The following is a 16,880-nucleotide window of genomic DNA, read 5'->3' as shown; positions in this document are numbered from 1 at the left end:
TCATTATACGTGAAAATACTAATTGACAGTGCATATGTGAATATCTACACTAATAATTGTAAGGTAATTTAACCTAGAAATGAAAGGTCTTTTTGACAATTTTGGTTCTTTTAGATAAAATGTTAAGGTTTGATAGATTGATATAATAAGGGAGAGAATTAGTTATGCAACCACAGCTACAGCCTAGTTCTTCACCAGCAGTCAATGGAGCAGACTGGAGAGTCTGGTGGCAGCTTACAAGGCCGCACACTTTGACAGCCGCATTTGCACCTGTCCTTCTGGGGACTGCTTTAGCGATTGAATACAGCGGTGGAATCCATTGGGGAATGTTCCTCGCGATGTTAATAGCCAGTCTGTTGATTCAGGCAGCAACGAATATGTTCAATGAATATTATGATTTTAAACGTGGACTTGATAATGAAAACTCCGTTGGAATCGGCGGGGCGATCGTCCGTCACGGTATAAAGCCTAAAACCGTTTTGAATCTCGCTTTTGGCCTATATGGAATTTCAGTCCTTCTTGGCGTATATATTTGCATGAGTACCAGCTGGTGGGTCGCTGCTGTCGGAGTCGTTTCTCTCGCTGCTGGTTATCTTTATACAGGCGGTCCGCTGCCGATTGCCTACACTCCTTTTGGAGAGCTTGTCGCTGGATTTTTCATGGGTGTACTGATCATCCTTATTTCCTTCTACATCCAGACTGGCACTGTCACTCCAACTAGTGTACTCGTTTCGTTTCCTAGCTTTTTGCTTGTCGGAGCAATCCTGCTTGCCAATAATATTCGCGACCTGGATGGCGACAAGGAATTCGGCCGGAAAACTCTGGCGATCCTGCTTGGACGCAAAGGTGCCATCAGGCTGCTAGCAGGAATGTTCATTGTATCCTACGCCTGGGTTATCGGATTAATCATTGCAGGTGTCGTTTCACCTTGGCTGGCGATTGTCGCGCTCAGCATTCCGAAGGCTGTAAAAGCAACGAAAGGCTTCATCGGAAAATCGAATCCATTGCAAATGATGCCGGCCATGGCTAACACAGCAAAGACCAATACGATTTTCGGCTTACTTTTATCTGTAGGGATATTCATCAGTTTGATATAGTCTCACTCGAGAAGCTTCTGCCTTTGGCGGAAGCTTTTTCTATGTTTCTTAAAATGACGAGCGGGTATTTAGTACGTATGACACGAATCAAAACTAAGGATGTGTAATGATGCTGACAAATGACCAGCTTACCCAATTGAAGCAAACGCTTATAGATGAAAAAGAAGCACTGATTTCACAAATAGATAATAATGAAGAGGAAGGTTATCTGGAGGGCAGCCAAAGGGATGCTACCGGAGAGCTTTCTTCGTACGATAATCATCCGGCTGACAGCGGCACAGAGCTGTTTGAGCGCAGTAAAAACATTGCGCTGGACGAGCATTTTGATGGCCAGATTGGAAAAATTGACAGCGCCCTAAAGGCAATCGAGAACGGCACTTACGGTAAATGCGCAGAGTGCGGTAAGGAAATTCCTTTTGAACGATTGGAAGCAGTTCCATATACTTTATATTGTGTCGATCACTCTCAAGAACAGAACTTATCAAACGACCGTCCCGCGGAAGAGGACGTGCTGGAATATACTCACGACACCAACTTTGACCGCAGGCAAAACGAAGAAATGGCCGACAACAGAAACAGCTTTGATGACGTAGCCGAATTCGGTACATCGGAAACACCATCTGATCTTACCGGTGATCATGAAGATTATAATAAGCTCTATATTGATAATGAAAAAGAACGTGGCTTTACGGAAGACTATGAATCCTTCAGTGCAACTGATATTGAAGGTGATGACCGCCAAGTGTTCCAGAGTGATGCCGAAGAGGAATACGAAGAAAAGCTCGACGAAGCCGGCATAGAGTCCGAGCTTGGGGATATCCCTTATAAAGAGGGTGATAGTTATATCAATGAAGATCACAAAAAGAATAATGAATAGACAACAGCCTCAGTCCACTTTTATGGACTGAGGCTGTTTCTTGCGCAGGATTAATTACCGATTATCAACATGAGTTCTAAATTCATAGACATGATCCCCATTTATATTGTCATATTTGGAATCTAATTTGTAATTTTTTCTGAAAACAACAAGTGTCCATCGGGCAGATTGGCGATGAGATTATCCGGTATTGGGACGATATTTGGTGACCTAAATTTCATATTTTTGGAGAAAGAGGACGCTAATCAGCCAGATTGGTGACCGTTTTTTCCTTTTTTAGGTAAAACCAGGCACCAATAAGCCAGATTGGTGACCTATTTTTCCTTTTTTTAGGTAAAAACAAACACCAATAAGCCAGATTGGTAACCCTTTTTTCCTTTTTTTAGGTAAAATCGAGTACCAATAAGCATGATTGGTGACCTGAATTTCCTTTTTCTAGAAAAAATGGACACCAATAAAACAGATTGGTAATCTATATTTCCTTTTTCAGGAAAAACCAAGCACCAATAAACCAGATTGGTGACCTTAATTTCTTTTTTTTAGGAAAAAACGAGCACCAATAAGCCAGATTGGTAACCTAAAAAGAAGCTCGATTATAGTTCCCCCTTCGCCATTCAATTTCCGTTTTCCACAACTACCCTACTGCTGATTGGTTTCCCTCTATAAGCCAATGCCCCGTGATTGTTGGAATTAAGTGTGACCATAATCTCATTCTCGCCTTTTTTCAAAGTGTCCAAATTATAAAAATGTCCGTACAGCCGATTGATTTTTTTGCCGTTAACATAAATATGGGCATGGCCCTCGTTAAAACTAGGATCATCGCTCCCTACCTTTTCAGGAGCGAACCTAAAATGAGTAGTATCAACACTTAATAGCCATGTGCCTGACAGGTCCTGGGTGACGCTTAAATACACTGATGGAACCTGGTAACCCTCTGGAATTTCAACATAGTCATGCTGCATATGGTTCGCTGAAGATGGATTGTGTTCATTATTACTTGTAAAATAAATAAAGAACACAATAAACGGTATAAAAAAGACTAAAAAACTCTTAAACCTTTCCAACTGTGCACCTCACCTTCACGCATTTGGCTCCAGCCGCTTAATCATCAACCCGATTATTACTAACAGAGCACCGATCGCCAAAAATGCCAGGTCGTACATCAAAGGATTTTCTGCCAGTGGCTTGACACGATGCACTTGCAGGATATGATGGTCGACAATTCCTTCAACAAGATTGAACGCTCCGCCACCGATGAATATCCCGCCAAGGAATATTCTCCAACTGGTGCCAAGCTGATTTTTCCGAGCATCCTGGAAGATTTTTACGCCGCCCCAGAGGAGCTTTGCAGAAAACAATGCAGTGAATAAGCCGTCTGTAAAAATTTCCAGCTGTATATTATCGCTAAGAACCATATGATGCCATTGGAGCAGCTGGTGGAACACAATTCCATCTATCGCGCCCAATAATCCTAATCCCAGGATCAGGCCGGCGATAAATAAATTCTTGTTTTCTTTTTTCAACAAAATACACCCTCTTAAAAGATTTCATACTATCACGATTAGTGCCCAAAAATTATCCATATTATACGGCAAAACAAAAAAAGATTGGAGAATGATCTCCAATCACGTTACCACCATTTACTCCGCTTCCATCGCATCTGCTTTTGTTTCATGTACTGTCCCAAAAGGATGCTCAGGCGGTGCATAAATCACATAGACTTTCAGCTTTGAATCACCGATATTCGTGACATTATGCCATTTTCCCTCAGGAATCAGAATGGCAAAGTCATCAGAAACTCTTGTTTCGAAATCCAGGTTCTCCTTGGTGTCACCCATTTGTACAAGTGCTTCTCCTTCTTCTACCCGGATGAACTGATCCCCGGTTTCATGGACCTCCAGGCCAATGTCTTCACCAACATCGATGCTCATGACCGTCACCTGAAGGTTCTTCCCTGTCCAAATCGCTGTACGGAATGTTTCATTTTGCACGGTAGCATCTTCAATATTGATGGTAAAAGGCTGCTTTCCATAATCGATTAATGGTCTGTGCCCTTCTTGCCTTAAACAGCCAAATCTTGTCGCATGCTCGATTTCATCTGCAAAGGCTCTAAAGAAGACATTTCCTACCGGAAGATATTGTGTCAGCAAATAACTGTTGCGATATTCATGATAATCTTTTACTTCTGCTTCATATGCCTTTTGCAAGCCTTCCTGATAAGAGCGGAAATCAACTTGTTTAATCTGGTATTGCGGCGATTGTCCTGTAAGTGTGGCAAACAGATCGGTAAATTGTTTTAAGTGGACTTGCTTATCCTCCAAAGCCTGCTGTATCGCCTTCTTATGCCTTTGATTTGGTGCAGATTGCGCTAGGCGACTGTAAAAATCAACGGCTGAAGCTTCCCCTTTTATTCCAGCAAGCAACGCTTCAAGTACCTGCTGATGGCTATTCTGACTGGATCTTGCCATAAAGCTTGGGCTATTTGTTTTTGAGTAATCATATGGATAGGAATAGGATGGTACGTTATACAAATTGCTCATTCCCTTCACAGGTTTTATCAACCTATCCTATGCCCAGTACCCAGGAAACGTACATTGTTCGATTTATGGACAAGAATATTCCTGCTGCAGAGTCCCAAACTAAGAGTACCTTTTTAGAAATGGAGTTAAACGATGAGTATTATTTTAGCCTTATTGGCTGCGCTATTCGCTTCCTTTACTGCCATTCTTGCTAAAATCGGAATCGAGGATGTCGATTCAAACCTGGCAACTGCTGTCAGGACGATTGTGGTCGTCATCATGGCCTATCTGATGGTTGTGATTACCGGTCAAACGGAAAATATAATGGAAGTGTCAACAAAGTCGTTCATCTTTCTAGTGCTCTCTGGATTGACGACCGGCCTTTCCTGGCTTGCCTTTTTTAAAGCGATCCAGATTGGGGATGTTTCCAAAGTAGTACCGATTGATAAGGCCAGTGTTGTATTGACCATCCTGTTATCATTCATAGTATTAAGGGAGCCTGCAACAATGCCTGTTGTGGCTGGTGGTGTCATTATATCTATTGGTACCTTTGTACTGATCGGAAAGGACAAAAAGAAGAAAAAGCAGGGGAAAAAGGTTTTCAACACCAAATCATATATTTTTCTCGCCATCATGTCAGCAGTCTTTGCCGCCCTGACCAATATCCTCGCTAAAATCGGAATTGAAGATGTTGATTCTAATGTGGCTACCTTTATCAGAACTGTGGTGATCATTATTTTTGCCTGGGGAATTGTATTTTTCCAGGGGACTGTGAAGGAGCTCAAGAGAATCTCCAGGAAATCATACATATTCCTGATCCTGTCCGGCGCGGCAACTGGCTTCTCATGGTTATGTTATTTCGCTGCTCTGGCAATCGGCAAAGTGAGCATCGTCAATCCAATTGACAAATTCAGCGTCGTATTGACGATGATCCTAAGCTTCATCATTTTAAAAGAAAAACCAACCAAATCCACTGTTGCAGGTGCTGTACTGATCACGATTGGGACTGCGTTGTTGATTTTATAGAGAAAAGCGAGCCTTTTTCAGATTCAATGGTCCCATCTAGGCTTATAGACTTTTTCTATATACCTTTTTAGCTTCCTTGATCTCATTCGGGCTTATAGAATTCCCGGCAAGCTTTCCAATCGAATGAATATAGCAAAAAGGCCAAATCGTCCCACGACCTGGCCCCTTGCATCTTAAACTTTTAAAGCAGATTGTACCTTCCAGATTTGGTCGGCATATTCCATAATGGTCCTGTCACTGGAGAAATAACCGGATTTCGCGATATTAATCAGGCTCTTCTGCAGCCAAGCGTTTCGGTCCAAATAACTTCGGCTGACTTCCTGATGGGCCTCTGCGTAAGAGGCAAAATCCCTCAAAACGAAGTACTGGTCATTATGGCCGAGCAGTGTATCGTAGATTTCATTAAAATGGTTTTCCGTATCCGGGAAGAATCCATTAATTAACTGGTCGACCACTCCACGAATCCTTTCGTCATGGTGATAATATTCGAGTGAATGGTAGCCGCCATTATTCTGGTAATCCAGCACTTCCTCTGCCGTCAGCCCAAACAGGAAGATATTTTCCCTGCCGACCAAATCTGTGATTTCGACATTGGCGCCATCAAGCGTTCCAAGTGTCATAGCTCCGTTCATCATGAACTTCATATTCCCGGTACCGGAAGCTTCTTTACTGGCGGTTGAAATTTGTTCACTGATATCCGCTGCTGGAAAAATTTCTTCCGCCAGAGATACCCGGTAATTTTCAAGAAAAACGACCTTAAGCTTGCCATTCGTTACCGGGTCATGGTTCACCTTGTCAGCAACACTGTTAATGAGTTTAATGACCTTCTTGGCAAAATAATAACCTGGAGAAGCCTTTGCCCCGAAAATAAATGTGCGCGGATACAGCAGTGCTTCAGGATCCTTTTTCAATGCATTATAGAGATGCATGATGTGCAGCACATTCAGCAGCTGCCGCTTATAGGCGTGTAACCTTTTTACCTGGACGTCAAAAATCGATTCCGTATCCACCTGGATCCCCGTCTTATCCAAAATCCTCTTTGCCAGACGCTCTTTGTTTGCCTGCTTGATTTCATGCATTTTCCCCAGGAAAACAGAGTCATTCTTAAACCTCATTAACTCCTCCAACTTTTGAGGAGAAGTGACCCAGTCACTGCCAATGGCATCTGTAATCAATCCGGACAAGCCAGGATTTGCTTTCAGCAGCCAGCGGCGGTGGGTGATTCCATTTGTCTTGTTATTGAAGCGGTCAGGATAAAACTGATAAAACAGGTTCATCTCCCGGTTTTTCAGGATATCCGTGTGAAGCTGTGCAACCCCATTGACACTATGGCTGCCGACAATGGCGAGAGGCGCCATCCGCACCTCGTCATGGGCGATGATCGCCATGTTCTCAACCCTGGCCCAGTCTCCTGCATACTGATCCCAAACCTGCTTGCAGAAGCGCTCATTGATTTCCTCGACAATCATGAAAATGCGCGGAAGCAGCGGCTTGAAGATCCGGATCGGCCATCTCTCCAGTGCCTCAGCCAGTGTCGTATGATTCGTATAGGAAAGCGTCTGTACCGTGATTTGCCAGGCGTCTTCCCAGCCCAGGCCCTCCTCATCCATCAAGATCCTCATCAGTTCAGGAACGGCAATCGCCGGGTGGGTATCATTAATATGGATGCTCACATAGTCATGGAACTCTAGCAAACTCTTATTCTTCTTTTTAAAAGATTTCACGATCGCCTTCAGGCTAGCGGCGACAAGGAAATATTGCTGCTTGAGGCGAAGGATTTTCCCCTCATCATGCGTGTCATCCGGATACAAAAATTCGGAAACTGATTCGGTATCCTTCTTATATTTAAAAATATCCGCGTTTGCCGGGAACCTTGATGGCTCTGCATTCCAAAGCCTCAATGTGTTAACAGTCTGTGTTTCATAGCCGATGACAGGCAAGTCATATGGTACTGCCATGATTGTCTCAGCGTTCAGATGCCTGAAGACAAGCCGGCCATTCTCCATCCTGCTTTCGATTTCACCCCAGAACGGAACCTCGACCGCATCATCCGTTTTGCGTATTTCCCAGACATGACCATGTCTAAGCCATTGCTCAGGAAGCTCCACTTGATAACCATCGACTATTTTCTGCTCAAAAAGTCCATGTTTATAGCGGATTCCGCAGCCATGTCCCGGCAGGTCAAGGGAAGCAAGGGAATCAAGGAAACAGGCAGCCAGCCGGCCGAGACCGCCATTGCCAAGCCCGGCATCCGCCTCGATTTCCTCCAGTTGATCCAGATCAATGCCCAGCTCCCCGAGCCCTTCGCTGACCACTTTTTCCACTCCTAAATTGATGAGGTTATGCCTCAGCAGCCGGCCCAGCAGGAACTCGATCGACAAGTAATAGACCTGCTTTTTCGCACCGGCACGATAAAGTTCGTTTGTTTTGATCCAATCAGAACTCACATGCTCCCTGATCATATGTCCGAGAGTCTGGAACTGCTCCCGGCTCGTGCTTTCTTCAAAGCTGGTTCCAAACATCATCTCGAGTTTTTTCAAGAAAGCATTTTTGAATTGGGGAACACTAGAAAACATGCGATTCACTCCTTGAGATGAGATCGGAATATAATTCTTCGTATTGTCTGGCAGACTGTGCCCAACTGTAGTCTGTCTCCATAGCATTTTTCGCCAGCTTAAGCCATTTTTCGCGCTTATGGTAAAAAGACAGCGCCCTTTCAAGCGTAAACAGCATGTCATGGGCGTTAAAATTCGCAAAGGTAAATCCATTGCCTTCACCGTTAAATTCATTGTAAGGCTGTACAGTGTCGTTCAGGCCGCCTGTTTCTCTGACAACAGGAATGGAGCCATAGCGCATCGCGAGCATCTGGCTTAGCCCGCAAGGTTCGAACTTGGAGGGCATCAGGAACAAATCAGAGCCTGCGTAGACTTGATGAGCCAAATTCTCATCAAAGCCAATGTATACGCCACACTGCTCAGGATAACGCGCTGACATTTCTTTGAAAAATTGCTCAAACTCAGGGTCGCCTGTTCCCAGCACTACCAGCTGCATTCCAGTCGCCATCATTTCATGGAAGACTCCCCTGACCAAATCGAGACCCTTCTGCTTCGTCAGCCTTGTGATCATCGCGACAACAGGGATCTCCTCGTTTTCCGGCAAACTGAACTCACGCTGTACTTGAAGCTTGTTTTCGACTCTTCTTTCAAGTGAGTTCACTCCAAAATTGGCAGTCAATCCAAGATACTTTTCAGGGTCGTATAAATCGTGATCAATCCCATTCAAAATCCCGGATAAGTCCTCGTTTCTTTTCCGCAGGATGCCATCCAGCCTTTCACCATAAAAATCTGTCTGGATTTCTGCCTTGTAGGTAGGACTGACAGTAGTAATATGGTCAGCAGCAATTAAAGCTGCTTTCATGAAGTTGGTGTTCCCGAAAAATTCCAGCTGCTCTTCATTGAAATAACGGCTGTCAATCTGCAGCAGGTCCCCCAATACTTCTGGGGGGAAAATTCCCTGGAACTGCAGATTATGAATCGTGAACACGGACCTGATCAATCCGTATCCGGGCCGCTTATAGTACTCAGTCCTTAGTAAAAATGGAATCATCCCTGTATGCCAATCATGGCAATGGATCACATCAGGGTAATATTCGATTTCTGCGAACAATTCAAGGACGGCCCTGTTAAAAAATGCGAACCGTTCCCCATCATCATAATGGCCGTAAAGACTATCGCGCTTGAAATAATACTCATTATCTACAAAATAGAAAGTAACACCGTCGTATTCAAGAGTTTCAATGCCGCAGTATTGCGAGCGCCAGCTTAATTGCACATTATACTCTTTCACTTTCTGCATTTCAGAGCGGAACTTATCGGGGATCAGTCCATACTTCGGTAAAATGACTCGGACATCCGTTCCCAGCTTTTTGAGTTCCTTCGGAAGTGAACCTGCTACATCAGCCAAGCCTCCTGACTTGATGAACGGGACACATTCCGATACAGCAAATAAAACCTTCACGAGCTGCTCCCCACTCCCTGGACCGTACCCTTGCGGATGACAGCCGGTGATTCTGCTGGCGCTGTAATCACTGTCCCTGCTTCGATTCTTGCATCCTTATCAACAATCACTGAATCCAATAGACAATTCTCCTTAATTTGTGTCTTCTGCATGATGATGCAATTGCGGATGACAGTACCTTTGCCGATTTTTACCCCGCGGGCAATGATGCTGTTTTCCACCGTGCCCTCGATCATTCCGCCGTTGGCAACCATCGAATTTCGTACCGATGCGTCCACATCATAACGGGTCGGCGGCTCATCTTTTACCTTGGTCAGGATTGGCCTTTCTTTCGGGAATAACTCTTTCCAAACCTCTGGCTTCAGCAAATCCATGCTGGTCTTGAAATAGTTTTCAATCGTATCAACCATTGAAGCGTAGCCATCAAAATTGTAATAACAGAGATGGAACTGGCTATCAAGATCAGTCACGACATCCCTCATATTTGAATAGCCCGTTTCATTCCGCGTCAAGACCAAATCCATCAACAATGTCTTTTTCACGAGGTATATGCCCAGTGATTTCCCTTCCTTCTGTACCTCGGTGATATCGCAGCCAGATTTAATATGCCAATCAAGCAGCGGCTGGAAATCCATATTGAATACCGTATAGGAATTCGAAATCAAAGCATACTCCTGGGTACTGCGTTCAAAGAAGTCTATGTTGTCAGCAAAATGGTCCAGCGTGCCAATCCCTGTATAATGTTTATCAAGGTTAGGGGCAGGGAAGAAAAATAGTCCATCCCTTTTCCGGTTAAGATCCCAATTCCTGCCTGAGCCCAAATGGTCCATCAGTGACCTGTATTGGAATTTAGGAAAAATAGCCACGCTCTGGATTCCTGAGTTGACCATATTGGAAAGGATAAAATCAATCAGCCTGTATCGCCCGCCGAATGGAATTGCTGCCACTGAGCGGTGAACGGACAGTTCCTGGAGATCATCGTGGACAGTTGTCGCATCTATTACTCCTAATAATTGTTTGTTCATTTCTTTTTCCTCCCGAATCGGTTCAATTGGATTGCAATTCTCCGATTGTTTCTTCAGATACTAGTGTAATGTCATTCACGCTCTCGCCCGGCCTGATGATTGTTCCATCAGGAACATAGACTCCTGGGGATACAATCGCCTTTTCAATCACACAGTTGTGTCCGATAATAGCATCCGGCATGATTACGGATTCCTTTACAACCGCTCCCTTTTTTACGGTCACTCCCTGGAAAACAACCGTCCTGGAAACCTCCCCTTCAATTTTGCATCCCTCATTGACCAGCGACTCTGACACTCCGCCTTCTGGACAAATATACTGAGGCGGCTGGTTAGGGTTCACCGAGTAAATACGCCATGAATGATCAAAAAGATTCAATTCGCAGTCCTTATCCAATAAATCCATATTCGCTTCCCAAAGACTTTGAACAGTCCCAACATCTTTCCAGTAGCCTTTAAAAGGATAGGCAAATAATTTCATATTTTCTTGTATTAACAGAGGAATGATATCCTTGCCGAAATCATGGCTGGATTCTGGATTCTGGTCATCCCTTATCAGATATTCCCTTAAAACGCTCCATTTAAAAATATAAATCCCCATTGAAGCGAGATTATTTTTCGCCACATCCGGCTTCTCCTCAAATTCAGTGATCCTCAGGTCAGAATCCGTGTTCATGATCCCAAAACGATTCGTCTCTTCCCATGGCACTTCAATGACCGAAATCGTCGCATCAGCACCTTTTTCAATATGGTAATTGAGCATCAATTCATAATTCATTTTATAAATATGGTCACCGGAAAGAATCAAAACATATTCCGGGTCATACTGATCGAGATAATTCAGATTCTGAAAAATCGCACTTGCCGTGCCAGAATACCATTTAACTTCGGAACTTTCCGCATAAGGCGGCAGTACCGTCACACCGCCATCCTTCCTGTCGAGGTCCCATGCGCTGCCGATGCCAATATAAGAATTGAGCAAAAGCGGCTGATATTGAGTTAAAACGCCCACTGTATGGATGCCCGAATTCGTGCAGTTGCTTAATGGAAAATCAATAATCCGATATTTGCCTCCAAAAGGGACAGCTGGCTTAGCGAGATTCTTCGTCAGTGAGTGCAGCCGGCTTCCTTTTCCTCCTGCCAACAGCATTGCTACGCATTTCTTCTTTTGCATGATTGTTTCTCCCCTTTCTTTTTATAACAGGACGTAAAACTGAGATTCCGAATGGAGAAATACTCATCTCTATAGAATATGGCCTTCCATGGAAGGCTATTTCTTCCGCTTTCAAAACTTTTTTGTTAATGATGCCTGAACCGCCAAAGTCTGTAGCGTCACTGTTTAAAATCTCACGGTATTCACCATGCTTTGGGAGACCGATTCGATAATCGCTATATACTTTTTCAGTAAAATTACAAACGATGACCAGTAGTTCTTCCGGATTCTTTCCTTTCCTGATAAAAGAAAAAATCGACTGATCCCGGTTATCAGCATCGATCCATTCAAAGCCTTCATAGCTTTGATCGACCTCATACAGCGGCTTAGACCGCTTATACAATTTGATAAGTTCCTTATTATAATGGTTCATTTTTTCATGCATTTCATAATCAAGGAGATTCCAGTCAAGCTGCTCCCTGTCCTTCCATTCCGAAAACTGACCAAATTCAGTACCCATGAATGTCAGCTTCTTTCCGGGATGTGCAGCCATGAACCCAAGCAATAGTCTAAGCTGTGCGAACTTTTGCCAGTAATCACCCGGCATCTTATCAAGAAGCGATTTCTTCCCGTGAACAACTTCATCATGTGAAAAAGGCAGGACAAAGCTCTCTGAAAATGCATAAAGCAGCGAAAAGGTAACTTTATCATGTATATGCTTCCTGTTATGCGATTCTTCCTCCATATACTTCAAGGTGTCATTCATCCATCCCATGTTCCACTTGTATGTAAAACCAAGACCTCCATACTCCACGGGAGCCGTCACCTGCGGCCAGTCAGTCGAGTCTTCAGCAATCATCAATGCCCCTGGCTCAAAATCTTTTACCGCTTTGTTCAGCTTTTTTAAAAATTCCACACCATACTGGTTCGCTGCCTGGATTGAATTAGGCCAGTAGATGATATTGGCCACCGCATCAACCCTGAAGCCATCGATATGATATTTTTCGAGCCAGAAAAGGGCACTCGAAATCAGAAAGCTCTGGACCTCCGTTTTTCCGAGGTCAAAATTGGCTGTTCCCCAAACCTGATTCTCACGATCATTCTCCCGCTGATATTCAAACACATAGCTGCCATCAAATTGGTACAGCCCGTGCGCATCTTTGCAAAAATGCCCCGGAATCCAATCAAGGATGACTCCAATGTTGTTTTGATGGCACATATCAACGAAATACATAAAATCCTGAGGAGTTCCATATCGACTCGTAACGGAAAAATAACCTGTGGATTGATAGCCCCAGGAGATGTCGAGCGGATGCTCAGTTAGTGGCAATAATTCAATATGTGTGTAACCATGCGCAACAATATATGGGATCAATTCATCTACAAGCTCACGGTATGTAAGGAACGAACCATTATCATGCTTCTTCCAGGAACCCACATGAAGCTCATATATGAACATCGGCTCGGCGAGGGTAGTCCGCTTTTCACGCTTTTGCAGCCATTTTTGGTCATCCCATTTGTAGCTGTCCACTGAATAGACAATTGAAGCCGTATTAGGCCTCAATTCAGAGAAAAACGCATAAGGATCAGATTTTAGTCTTCGCTCACCTGATGCAGTCAAAATCTCATATTTATAAATGGCACCGGTCAAATCACCCTCTAGAGCGAGCTGCCAGACCCCCTCCTGATTGACTTTATGAAACTCATATCCATTCCCATCCCAATTGTTAAAATCACCTGCAAGCCTTACCTGCATCGCCTTAGGAGCCCACACACAAAATCGAGTATATGTTCCAGTTCCAGTTTTAATGACATGTGCTCCAAATAAATTGTAGCTCTGGAACAGATTGCCTTCATGGAACAAATGCAATTCAAACTCAGTTGGATTAATCACCATTGCCCTCCACCTGCCTTTTGTAAAACTAAAAAAACTGCCTATTTCAGTAGTATTCTAGTTACCAGAAGGAATTCCTTGTAAACATTTTTTTAATATTTCGACAATAACTCTTAGAATAAATTATATTTCGACAAAACCCCTCAAATGGTAGCGCTTTAATGTACTAAATCTTCCAATTATGCGAAATTTGGAGAACGAAAGTTAAAAAATGAATAATGATTCATTAATAAGATTAGTTGAATTTATTAGGTTTGATAGAGGAAATAGGAGAAAAAATGTTTTTCACTGATAACGTTTTCATCTTTTTGAAGGAAATGATTGAGTCGTGATTTTAAGTTTAGGAGGATACTAGGTTCGAGTTGTTACTGGTTTAGACCTACCGTATTGTATGGATAGCTGGGTTAGGGTAATTTGATTGATCTGTTAAATAACATGTATTATGGGGCTTTATTCTCGCTTCTTCGGGCATTATAATGAACCCCTATCACTGCTTTATGTGACGGAATTTCTCTTTCTACCACTGACCGTGGACATATCTCTTTTTTATGTTACCCGTTTTGACCTTGGCCCTCATCACCGGGTATATATCTCTTCTTTATGTTACCGGCTTTGAACTAGCCTCTCAGAACGGGGCATATATTTCTTCTTCTTGTTACCGGTTTTACCTTTGCTCCTCATAACCGGGCACATATTTCTTAAACGATTTTTTTTGCTTACACCACTGACCGGGCAATGATATCTTAGTCACTTTTTGAACATCTTACTTCCTTCTAAGTTCATGCTGCTTGATGTATTTAAAAGTACATTTGAATTAAATACCTGGATTCCAAAATTACATGGACATAAAAAAAAGCCGTTAGCATAATTGCTAACAGCTTTCCTTATGACCCCTACGGGATTCGAACCCGTGTTACCGCCGTGAAAGGGCGGTGTCTTAACCGCTTGACCAAGGGGCCTTATGGCGGAGAAGGAGGGATTTGAACCCTCGCGCCGGTTACCCGACCTACACCCTTAGCAGGGGCGCCTCTTCAGCCTCTTGAGTACTTCCCCATAAAAATGGCTCCGCAGGTAGGATTCGAACCTACGACCGCTCGGTTAACAGCCGAGTGCTCTACCACTGAGCTACTGCGGAATAATATAAAAAATGGGCCTAAGTGGACTCGAACCACCGACCTCACGCTTATCAGGCGTGCGCTCTAACCAGCTGAGCTATAGGCCCTTATGGAGCGGGTGAAGAGAATCGAACTCTCATCATCAGCTTGGAAGGCTGAGGTTTTACCACTAAACTACACCCGCAAAAAATGGGGCGACTGATGGGAATCGAACCCACGAATGCCTGAACCACAATCAGGTGCGTTAACCACTTCGCCACAATCGCCATATCTATAATTAAATTTTAATTGAAATTAAATAAGGTGGCTCAGGACGGAATCGAACCGCCGACACAAGGATTTTCAGTCCTTTGCTCTACCGACTGAGCTACTGAGCCACTATAATATTAACTACCAAACTTATGTTGCTTTAAATCCTTTGCTCGAATGACCTTCGGTCTTTCTCGCAGATTGCCGCAGAGCTTATTCAGGAAGTGAGCAATCTGCTCTACCGACTGAGCTACTGAGCCACTAAAATAAAAATGGCGGTCCCGACCGGGATCGAACCGGCGATCTCCTGCGTGACAGGCAGGCATGTTAACCGCTACACCACGGGACCAGGGTCTTTTCAAGTGAAGTACTTGAAAAGAAGTTACTTTGATTGCGGGGGCAGGATTTGAACCTGCGACCTTCGGGTTATGAGCCCGACGAGCTACCGGACTGCTCCACCCCGCGACGATACTATTTAAAAAATTATGGAGGAGGTAGAGGGATTCGAACCCCCGCGCGGTGTTACCCGCCTGTCGGTTTTCAAGACCGATCCCTTCAGCCAGACTTGGGTATACCTCCGTATGAAAAACAAGTAAAATGGTGGACCTTGTAGGACTCGAACCTACGACCGGACGGTTATGAGCCGTCTGCTCTAACCAGCTGAGCTAAAGGTCCAGGATATCCTAGATTGAATAGGTTCAACCAGATTAAAATTGGTAGCGGCGGAGGGGATCGAACCCCCGACCTTACGGGTATGAACCGTACGCTCTAGCCAGCTGAGCTACACCGCCAAATTATTAATTTTTAAAACTTATGGTGGAGCCTAGCGGGATCGAACCGCTGACCTCCTGCGTGCAAGGCAGGCGCTCTCCCAGCTGAGCTAAGGCCCCATATTATAGAAAGGATGGTCGGGAAGACAGGATTCGAACCTGCGACCCCTTGGTCCCAAACCAAGTGCTCTACCAAGCTGAGCTACTCCCCGATAAAGAGAAAATATAATGGCGCGCCCGAAAGGAGTCGAACCCATAACCTTCTGATCCGTAGTCAGACGCTCTATCCAATTGAGCTACGGGCGCATATTTAGTACATTAGCTAACTTGGTGGTGCCGAGGACCGGAATCGAACCGGTACGGTAGTCACCTACCGCAGGATTTTAAGTCCTGTGCGTCTGCCAGTTCCGCCACCCCGGCTTAAGAACTATGGAGCGGAAGACGGGATTCGAACCCGCGACCCCAACCTTGGCAAGGTTGTATTCTACCACTGAACTACTTCCGCATTATATTGTTTTTTGAAGAAATGGTGCGGGTGAAGGGAGTCGAACCCCCACGCCTTGCGGCGCCAGATCCTAAGTCTGGTGCGTCTGCCAATTCCGCCACACCCGCATACTATTTCAAAAAAGTGGTGAGCCATGAAGGACTCGAACCTTCGACCCTCTGATTAAAAGTCAGATGCTCTACCGACTGAGCTAATGGCTCGTACAAAAGGTGCCGGCAAGAGGACTTGAACCCCCAACCTACTGATTACAAGTCAGTTGCTCTACCAATTGAGCTACACCGGCATGGTTAAAGTAGATTATTTTCACTATGTGAAAAAATTATGGTGGAGGATGACGGGATCGAACCGCCGACCCTCTGCTTGTAAGGCAGATGCTCTCCCAGCTGAGCTAATCCTCCATTTGAAACTGCCCGGCGACGTCCTACTCTCACAGGGGGAAACCCCCAACTACCATCGGCGCTGAGAAGCTTAACTTCCGTGTTCGGTATGGGAACGGGTGTGACCTTCTCGCCATCGTCACCAGACATTTTTTTAAAGACAATATTTATTATACTGGCTTTAAGTTATTTTGCAAGAGAAATTTTAAAAGAAATTTTACTTTGAAAATATCTTTATTCCCTCAAAACTAGATAATGT

At 44.3% G+C, this 16,880-nt stretch carries 11 protein-coding genes, 21 tRNA genes and 1 rRNA gene; 3 read left to right on the top strand and 30 right to left on the bottom strand.

Annotated elements, in window-relative coordinates:
* Window positions 1–164: 164 nt before the first annotated feature.
* Together J7I80_RS19470 and J7I80_RS19465 are read left to right on the top strand one after the other, a co-directional pair.
* Window positions 165–1,097: a 1,4-dihydroxy-2-naphthoate polyprenyltransferase gene (locus J7I80_RS19470; protein WP_214740521.1), complete on the top strand. Its 933-nt coding sequence runs from the start codon at window positions 165–167 to the stop codon at window positions 1,095–1,097.
* A 109-nt stretch (window positions 1,098–1,206) separates the two neighbouring features.
* Entirely contained in the window at window positions 1,207–1,974 is a 768-nt protein-coding gene (locus J7I80_RS19465; RefSeq protein ID WP_214740519.1) for a TraR/DksA C4-type zinc finger protein, read from the top strand.
* A 614-nt stretch (window positions 1,975–2,588) separates the two neighbouring features.
* Here the strand turns inward: J7I80_RS19465 and J7I80_RS19460 are convergent.
* The 3 genes from J7I80_RS19460 to J7I80_RS19450 all read right to left on the bottom strand — a co-directional run bounded on the left by J7I80_RS19460 (window position 2,589) and on the right by J7I80_RS19450 (window position 4,514).
* The gene (locus J7I80_RS19460; protein ID WP_214740516.1) at window positions 2,589–3,038 is read right to left on the bottom strand and encodes a hypothetical protein; all 450 of its coding nucleotides are present in this window, start codon (window positions 3,036–3,038) and stop codon (window positions 2,589–2,591) included.
* Between the two features lie 15 nt (window positions 3,039–3,053).
* On the bottom strand, window positions 3,054–3,500 hold the full coding sequence (locus J7I80_RS19455; RefSeq protein ID WP_251027867.1) for a DUF2243 domain-containing protein: 447 nt from the start codon (window positions 3,498–3,500) through the stop codon (window positions 3,054–3,056).
* 114 nt (window positions 3,501–3,614) lie between these two features.
* Window positions 3,615–4,514: a cupin domain-containing protein gene (locus J7I80_RS19450; protein ID WP_251027871.1), complete on the bottom strand. Its 900-nt coding sequence runs from the start codon at window positions 4,512–4,514 to the stop codon at window positions 3,615–3,617.
* A 132-nt stretch (window positions 4,515–4,646) separates the two neighbouring features.
* Between J7I80_RS19450 and J7I80_RS19445 the strand changes: the two genes are divergently transcribed.
* Entirely contained in the window at window positions 4,647–5,519 is an 873-nt protein-coding gene (locus J7I80_RS19445) for an EamA family transporter (RefSeq protein ID WP_214740514.1), read from the top strand.
* Window positions 5,520–5,692: 173 nt separating this feature from the next.
* Here the strand turns inward: J7I80_RS19445 and J7I80_RS19440 are convergent, their stop codons facing one another.
* From J7I80_RS19440 to rrf, 27 genes are all read right to left on the bottom strand, one after another.
* Window positions 5,693–8,095, bottom strand: coding sequence for a glycogen/starch/alpha-glucan phosphorylase (locus J7I80_RS19440; protein ID WP_214740511.1), 2,403 nt, complete (start codon window positions 8,093–8,095; stop codon window positions 5,693–5,695).
* Window positions 8,085–9,536, bottom strand: a complete 1,452-nt coding sequence (gene glgA, locus J7I80_RS19435; RefSeq protein WP_214740509.1) for a glycogen synthase GlgA — start codon at window positions 9,534–9,536, stop codon at window positions 8,085–8,087. The genes J7I80_RS19440 and glgA overlap by 11 nt, the downstream gene beginning before the upstream one ends.
* Window positions 9,533–10,561 (bottom strand): GlgC family sugar phosphate nucleotidyltransferase, encoded by a 1,029-nt coding sequence (locus J7I80_RS19430; protein WP_214740507.1) that lies wholly within the window; start codon window positions 10,559–10,561, stop codon window positions 9,533–9,535. The genes glgA and J7I80_RS19430 overlap by 4 nt, the downstream gene beginning before the upstream one ends.
* Window positions 10,562–10,583: 22 nt before the next feature.
* Window positions 10,584–11,732 carry a glucose-1-phosphate adenylyltransferase gene (locus J7I80_RS19425; protein ID WP_251027866.1) on the bottom strand — a complete coding sequence of 383 codons (1,149 nt, stop codon included), beginning with the start codon at window positions 11,730–11,732 and terminating at the stop codon, window positions 10,584–10,586.
* Window positions 11,650–13,608 carry a 1,4-alpha-glucan branching protein GlgB gene (gene glgB, locus J7I80_RS19420; protein ID WP_214740505.1) on the bottom strand — a complete coding sequence of 653 codons (1,959 nt, stop codon included), beginning with the start codon at window positions 13,606–13,608 and terminating at the stop codon, window positions 11,650–11,652. The genes J7I80_RS19425 and glgB overlap by 83 nt, the downstream gene beginning before the upstream one ends.
* An 884-nt stretch (window positions 13,609–14,492) precedes the next feature.
* Window positions 14,493–14,564: transfer RNA gene (locus J7I80_RS19415), tRNA-Glu, on the bottom strand.
* Window positions 14,565–14,567: 3 nt separating this feature from the next.
* Window positions 14,568–14,658: transfer RNA gene (locus J7I80_RS19410), tRNA-Ser, on the bottom strand.
* 7 nt (window positions 14,659–14,665) lie between these two features.
* Window positions 14,666–14,740, bottom strand: a tRNA-Asn gene (locus J7I80_RS19405).
* A gap of 13 nt (window positions 14,741–14,753) precedes the next feature.
* A tRNA-Ile gene (locus J7I80_RS19400) sits at window positions 14,754–14,827 on the bottom strand.
* A gap of 3 nt (window positions 14,828–14,830) precedes the next feature.
* Window positions 14,831–14,904, bottom strand: a tRNA-Gly gene (locus J7I80_RS19395).
* Between the two features lie 6 nt (window positions 14,905–14,910).
* Window positions 14,911–14,986, bottom strand: a tRNA-His gene (locus J7I80_RS19390).
* A 38-nt stretch (window positions 14,987–15,024) separates the two neighbouring features.
* Window positions 15,025–15,097: transfer RNA gene (locus J7I80_RS19385), tRNA-Phe, on the bottom strand.
* A 145-nt stretch (window positions 15,098–15,242) separates the two neighbouring features.
* Window positions 15,243–15,318 (bottom strand) — tRNA-Asp (locus J7I80_RS19380).
* 42 nt (window positions 15,319–15,360) lie between these two features.
* Window positions 15,361–15,434 (bottom strand) — tRNA-Met (locus J7I80_RS19375).
* A gap of 21 nt (window positions 15,435–15,455) precedes the next feature.
* Window positions 15,456–15,548 (bottom strand) — tRNA-Ser (locus tag J7I80_RS19370).
* Between the two features lie 19 nt (window positions 15,549–15,567).
* Window positions 15,568–15,644: transfer RNA gene (locus J7I80_RS19365), tRNA-Ile, on the bottom strand.
* A 39-nt stretch (window positions 15,645–15,683) separates the two neighbouring features.
* Window positions 15,684–15,760 (bottom strand) — tRNA-Met (locus tag J7I80_RS19360).
* 23 nt (window positions 15,761–15,783) lie between these two features.
* Window positions 15,784–15,859: transfer RNA gene (locus J7I80_RS19355), tRNA-Ala, on the bottom strand.
* A 15-nt stretch (window positions 15,860–15,874) separates the two neighbouring features.
* Window positions 15,875–15,951, bottom strand: a tRNA-Pro gene (locus J7I80_RS19350).
* Window positions 15,952–15,968: 17 nt separating this feature from the next.
* Window positions 15,969–16,045, bottom strand: a tRNA-Arg gene (locus J7I80_RS19345).
* A 25-nt stretch (window positions 16,046–16,070) separates the two neighbouring features.
* A tRNA-Leu gene (locus tag J7I80_RS19340) sits at window positions 16,071–16,159 on the bottom strand.
* A gap of 10 nt (window positions 16,160–16,169) precedes the next feature.
* Window positions 16,170–16,244, bottom strand: a tRNA-Gly gene (locus tag J7I80_RS19335).
* A 22-nt stretch (window positions 16,245–16,266) separates the two neighbouring features.
* A tRNA-Leu gene (locus J7I80_RS19330) sits at window positions 16,267–16,351 on the bottom strand.
* A 17-nt stretch (window positions 16,352–16,368) separates the two neighbouring features.
* Window positions 16,369–16,444, bottom strand: a tRNA-Lys gene (locus J7I80_RS19325).
* Between the two features lie 10 nt (window positions 16,445–16,454).
* A tRNA-Thr gene (locus tag J7I80_RS19320) sits at window positions 16,455–16,527 on the bottom strand.
* Between the two features lie 39 nt (window positions 16,528–16,566).
* Window positions 16,567–16,642 (bottom strand) — tRNA-Val (locus J7I80_RS19315).
* A 10-nt stretch (window positions 16,643–16,652) separates the two neighbouring features.
* Window positions 16,653–16,768, bottom strand: a 5S ribosomal RNA gene (rrf, locus tag J7I80_RS19310).
* Window positions 16,769–16,880 lie beyond the last annotated feature (112 nt).

It is taken from the genome of Bacillus sp. ISL-41, assembly GCF_018613235.1.
In the GTDB taxonomy this organism is placed as follows: domain Bacteria; phylum Bacillota; class Bacilli; order Bacillales; family Cytobacillaceae; genus Mesobacillus.
This window is presented reverse-complemented; position numbering and strand designations above follow the sequence as displayed.

Bases quoted from the DNA above. Each gene is read 5' to 3' on its own strand.
- J7I80_RS19470 (WP_214740521.1), top strand. From the start codon at position 165: ATGCAACCACAGCTACAGCCTAGTTCTTCACCAGCAGTCAATGGAGCA.
- J7I80_RS19465 (WP_214740519.1), top strand. From the start codon at position 1,207: ATGCTGACAAATGACCAGCTTACCCAATTGAAGCAAACGCTTATAGAT.
- J7I80_RS19450 (WP_251027871.1), bottom strand. From the start codon at position 4,514: ATGAGCAATTTGTATAACGTACCATCCTATTCCTATCCATATGATTAC.
- J7I80_RS19445 (WP_214740514.1), top strand. From the start codon at position 4,647: ATGAGTATTATTTTAGCCTTATTGGCTGCGCTATTCGCTTCCTTTACT.
- J7I80_RS19440 (WP_214740511.1), bottom strand. From the start codon at position 8,095: ATGTTTTCTAGTGTTCCCCAATTCAAAAATGCTTTCTTGAAAAAACTC.
- J7I80_RS19430 (WP_214740507.1), bottom strand. From the start codon at position 10,561: ATGAACAAACAATTATTAGGAGTAATAGATGCGACAACTGTCCACGAT.
- J7I80_RS19425 (WP_251027866.1), bottom strand. From the start codon at position 11,732: ATGCAAAAGAAGAAATGCGTAGCAATGCTGTTGGCAGGAGGAAAAGGA.
- glgB (WP_214740505.1), bottom strand. From the start codon at position 13,608: ATGGTGATTAATCCAACTGAGTTTGAATTGCATTTGTTCCATGAAGGC.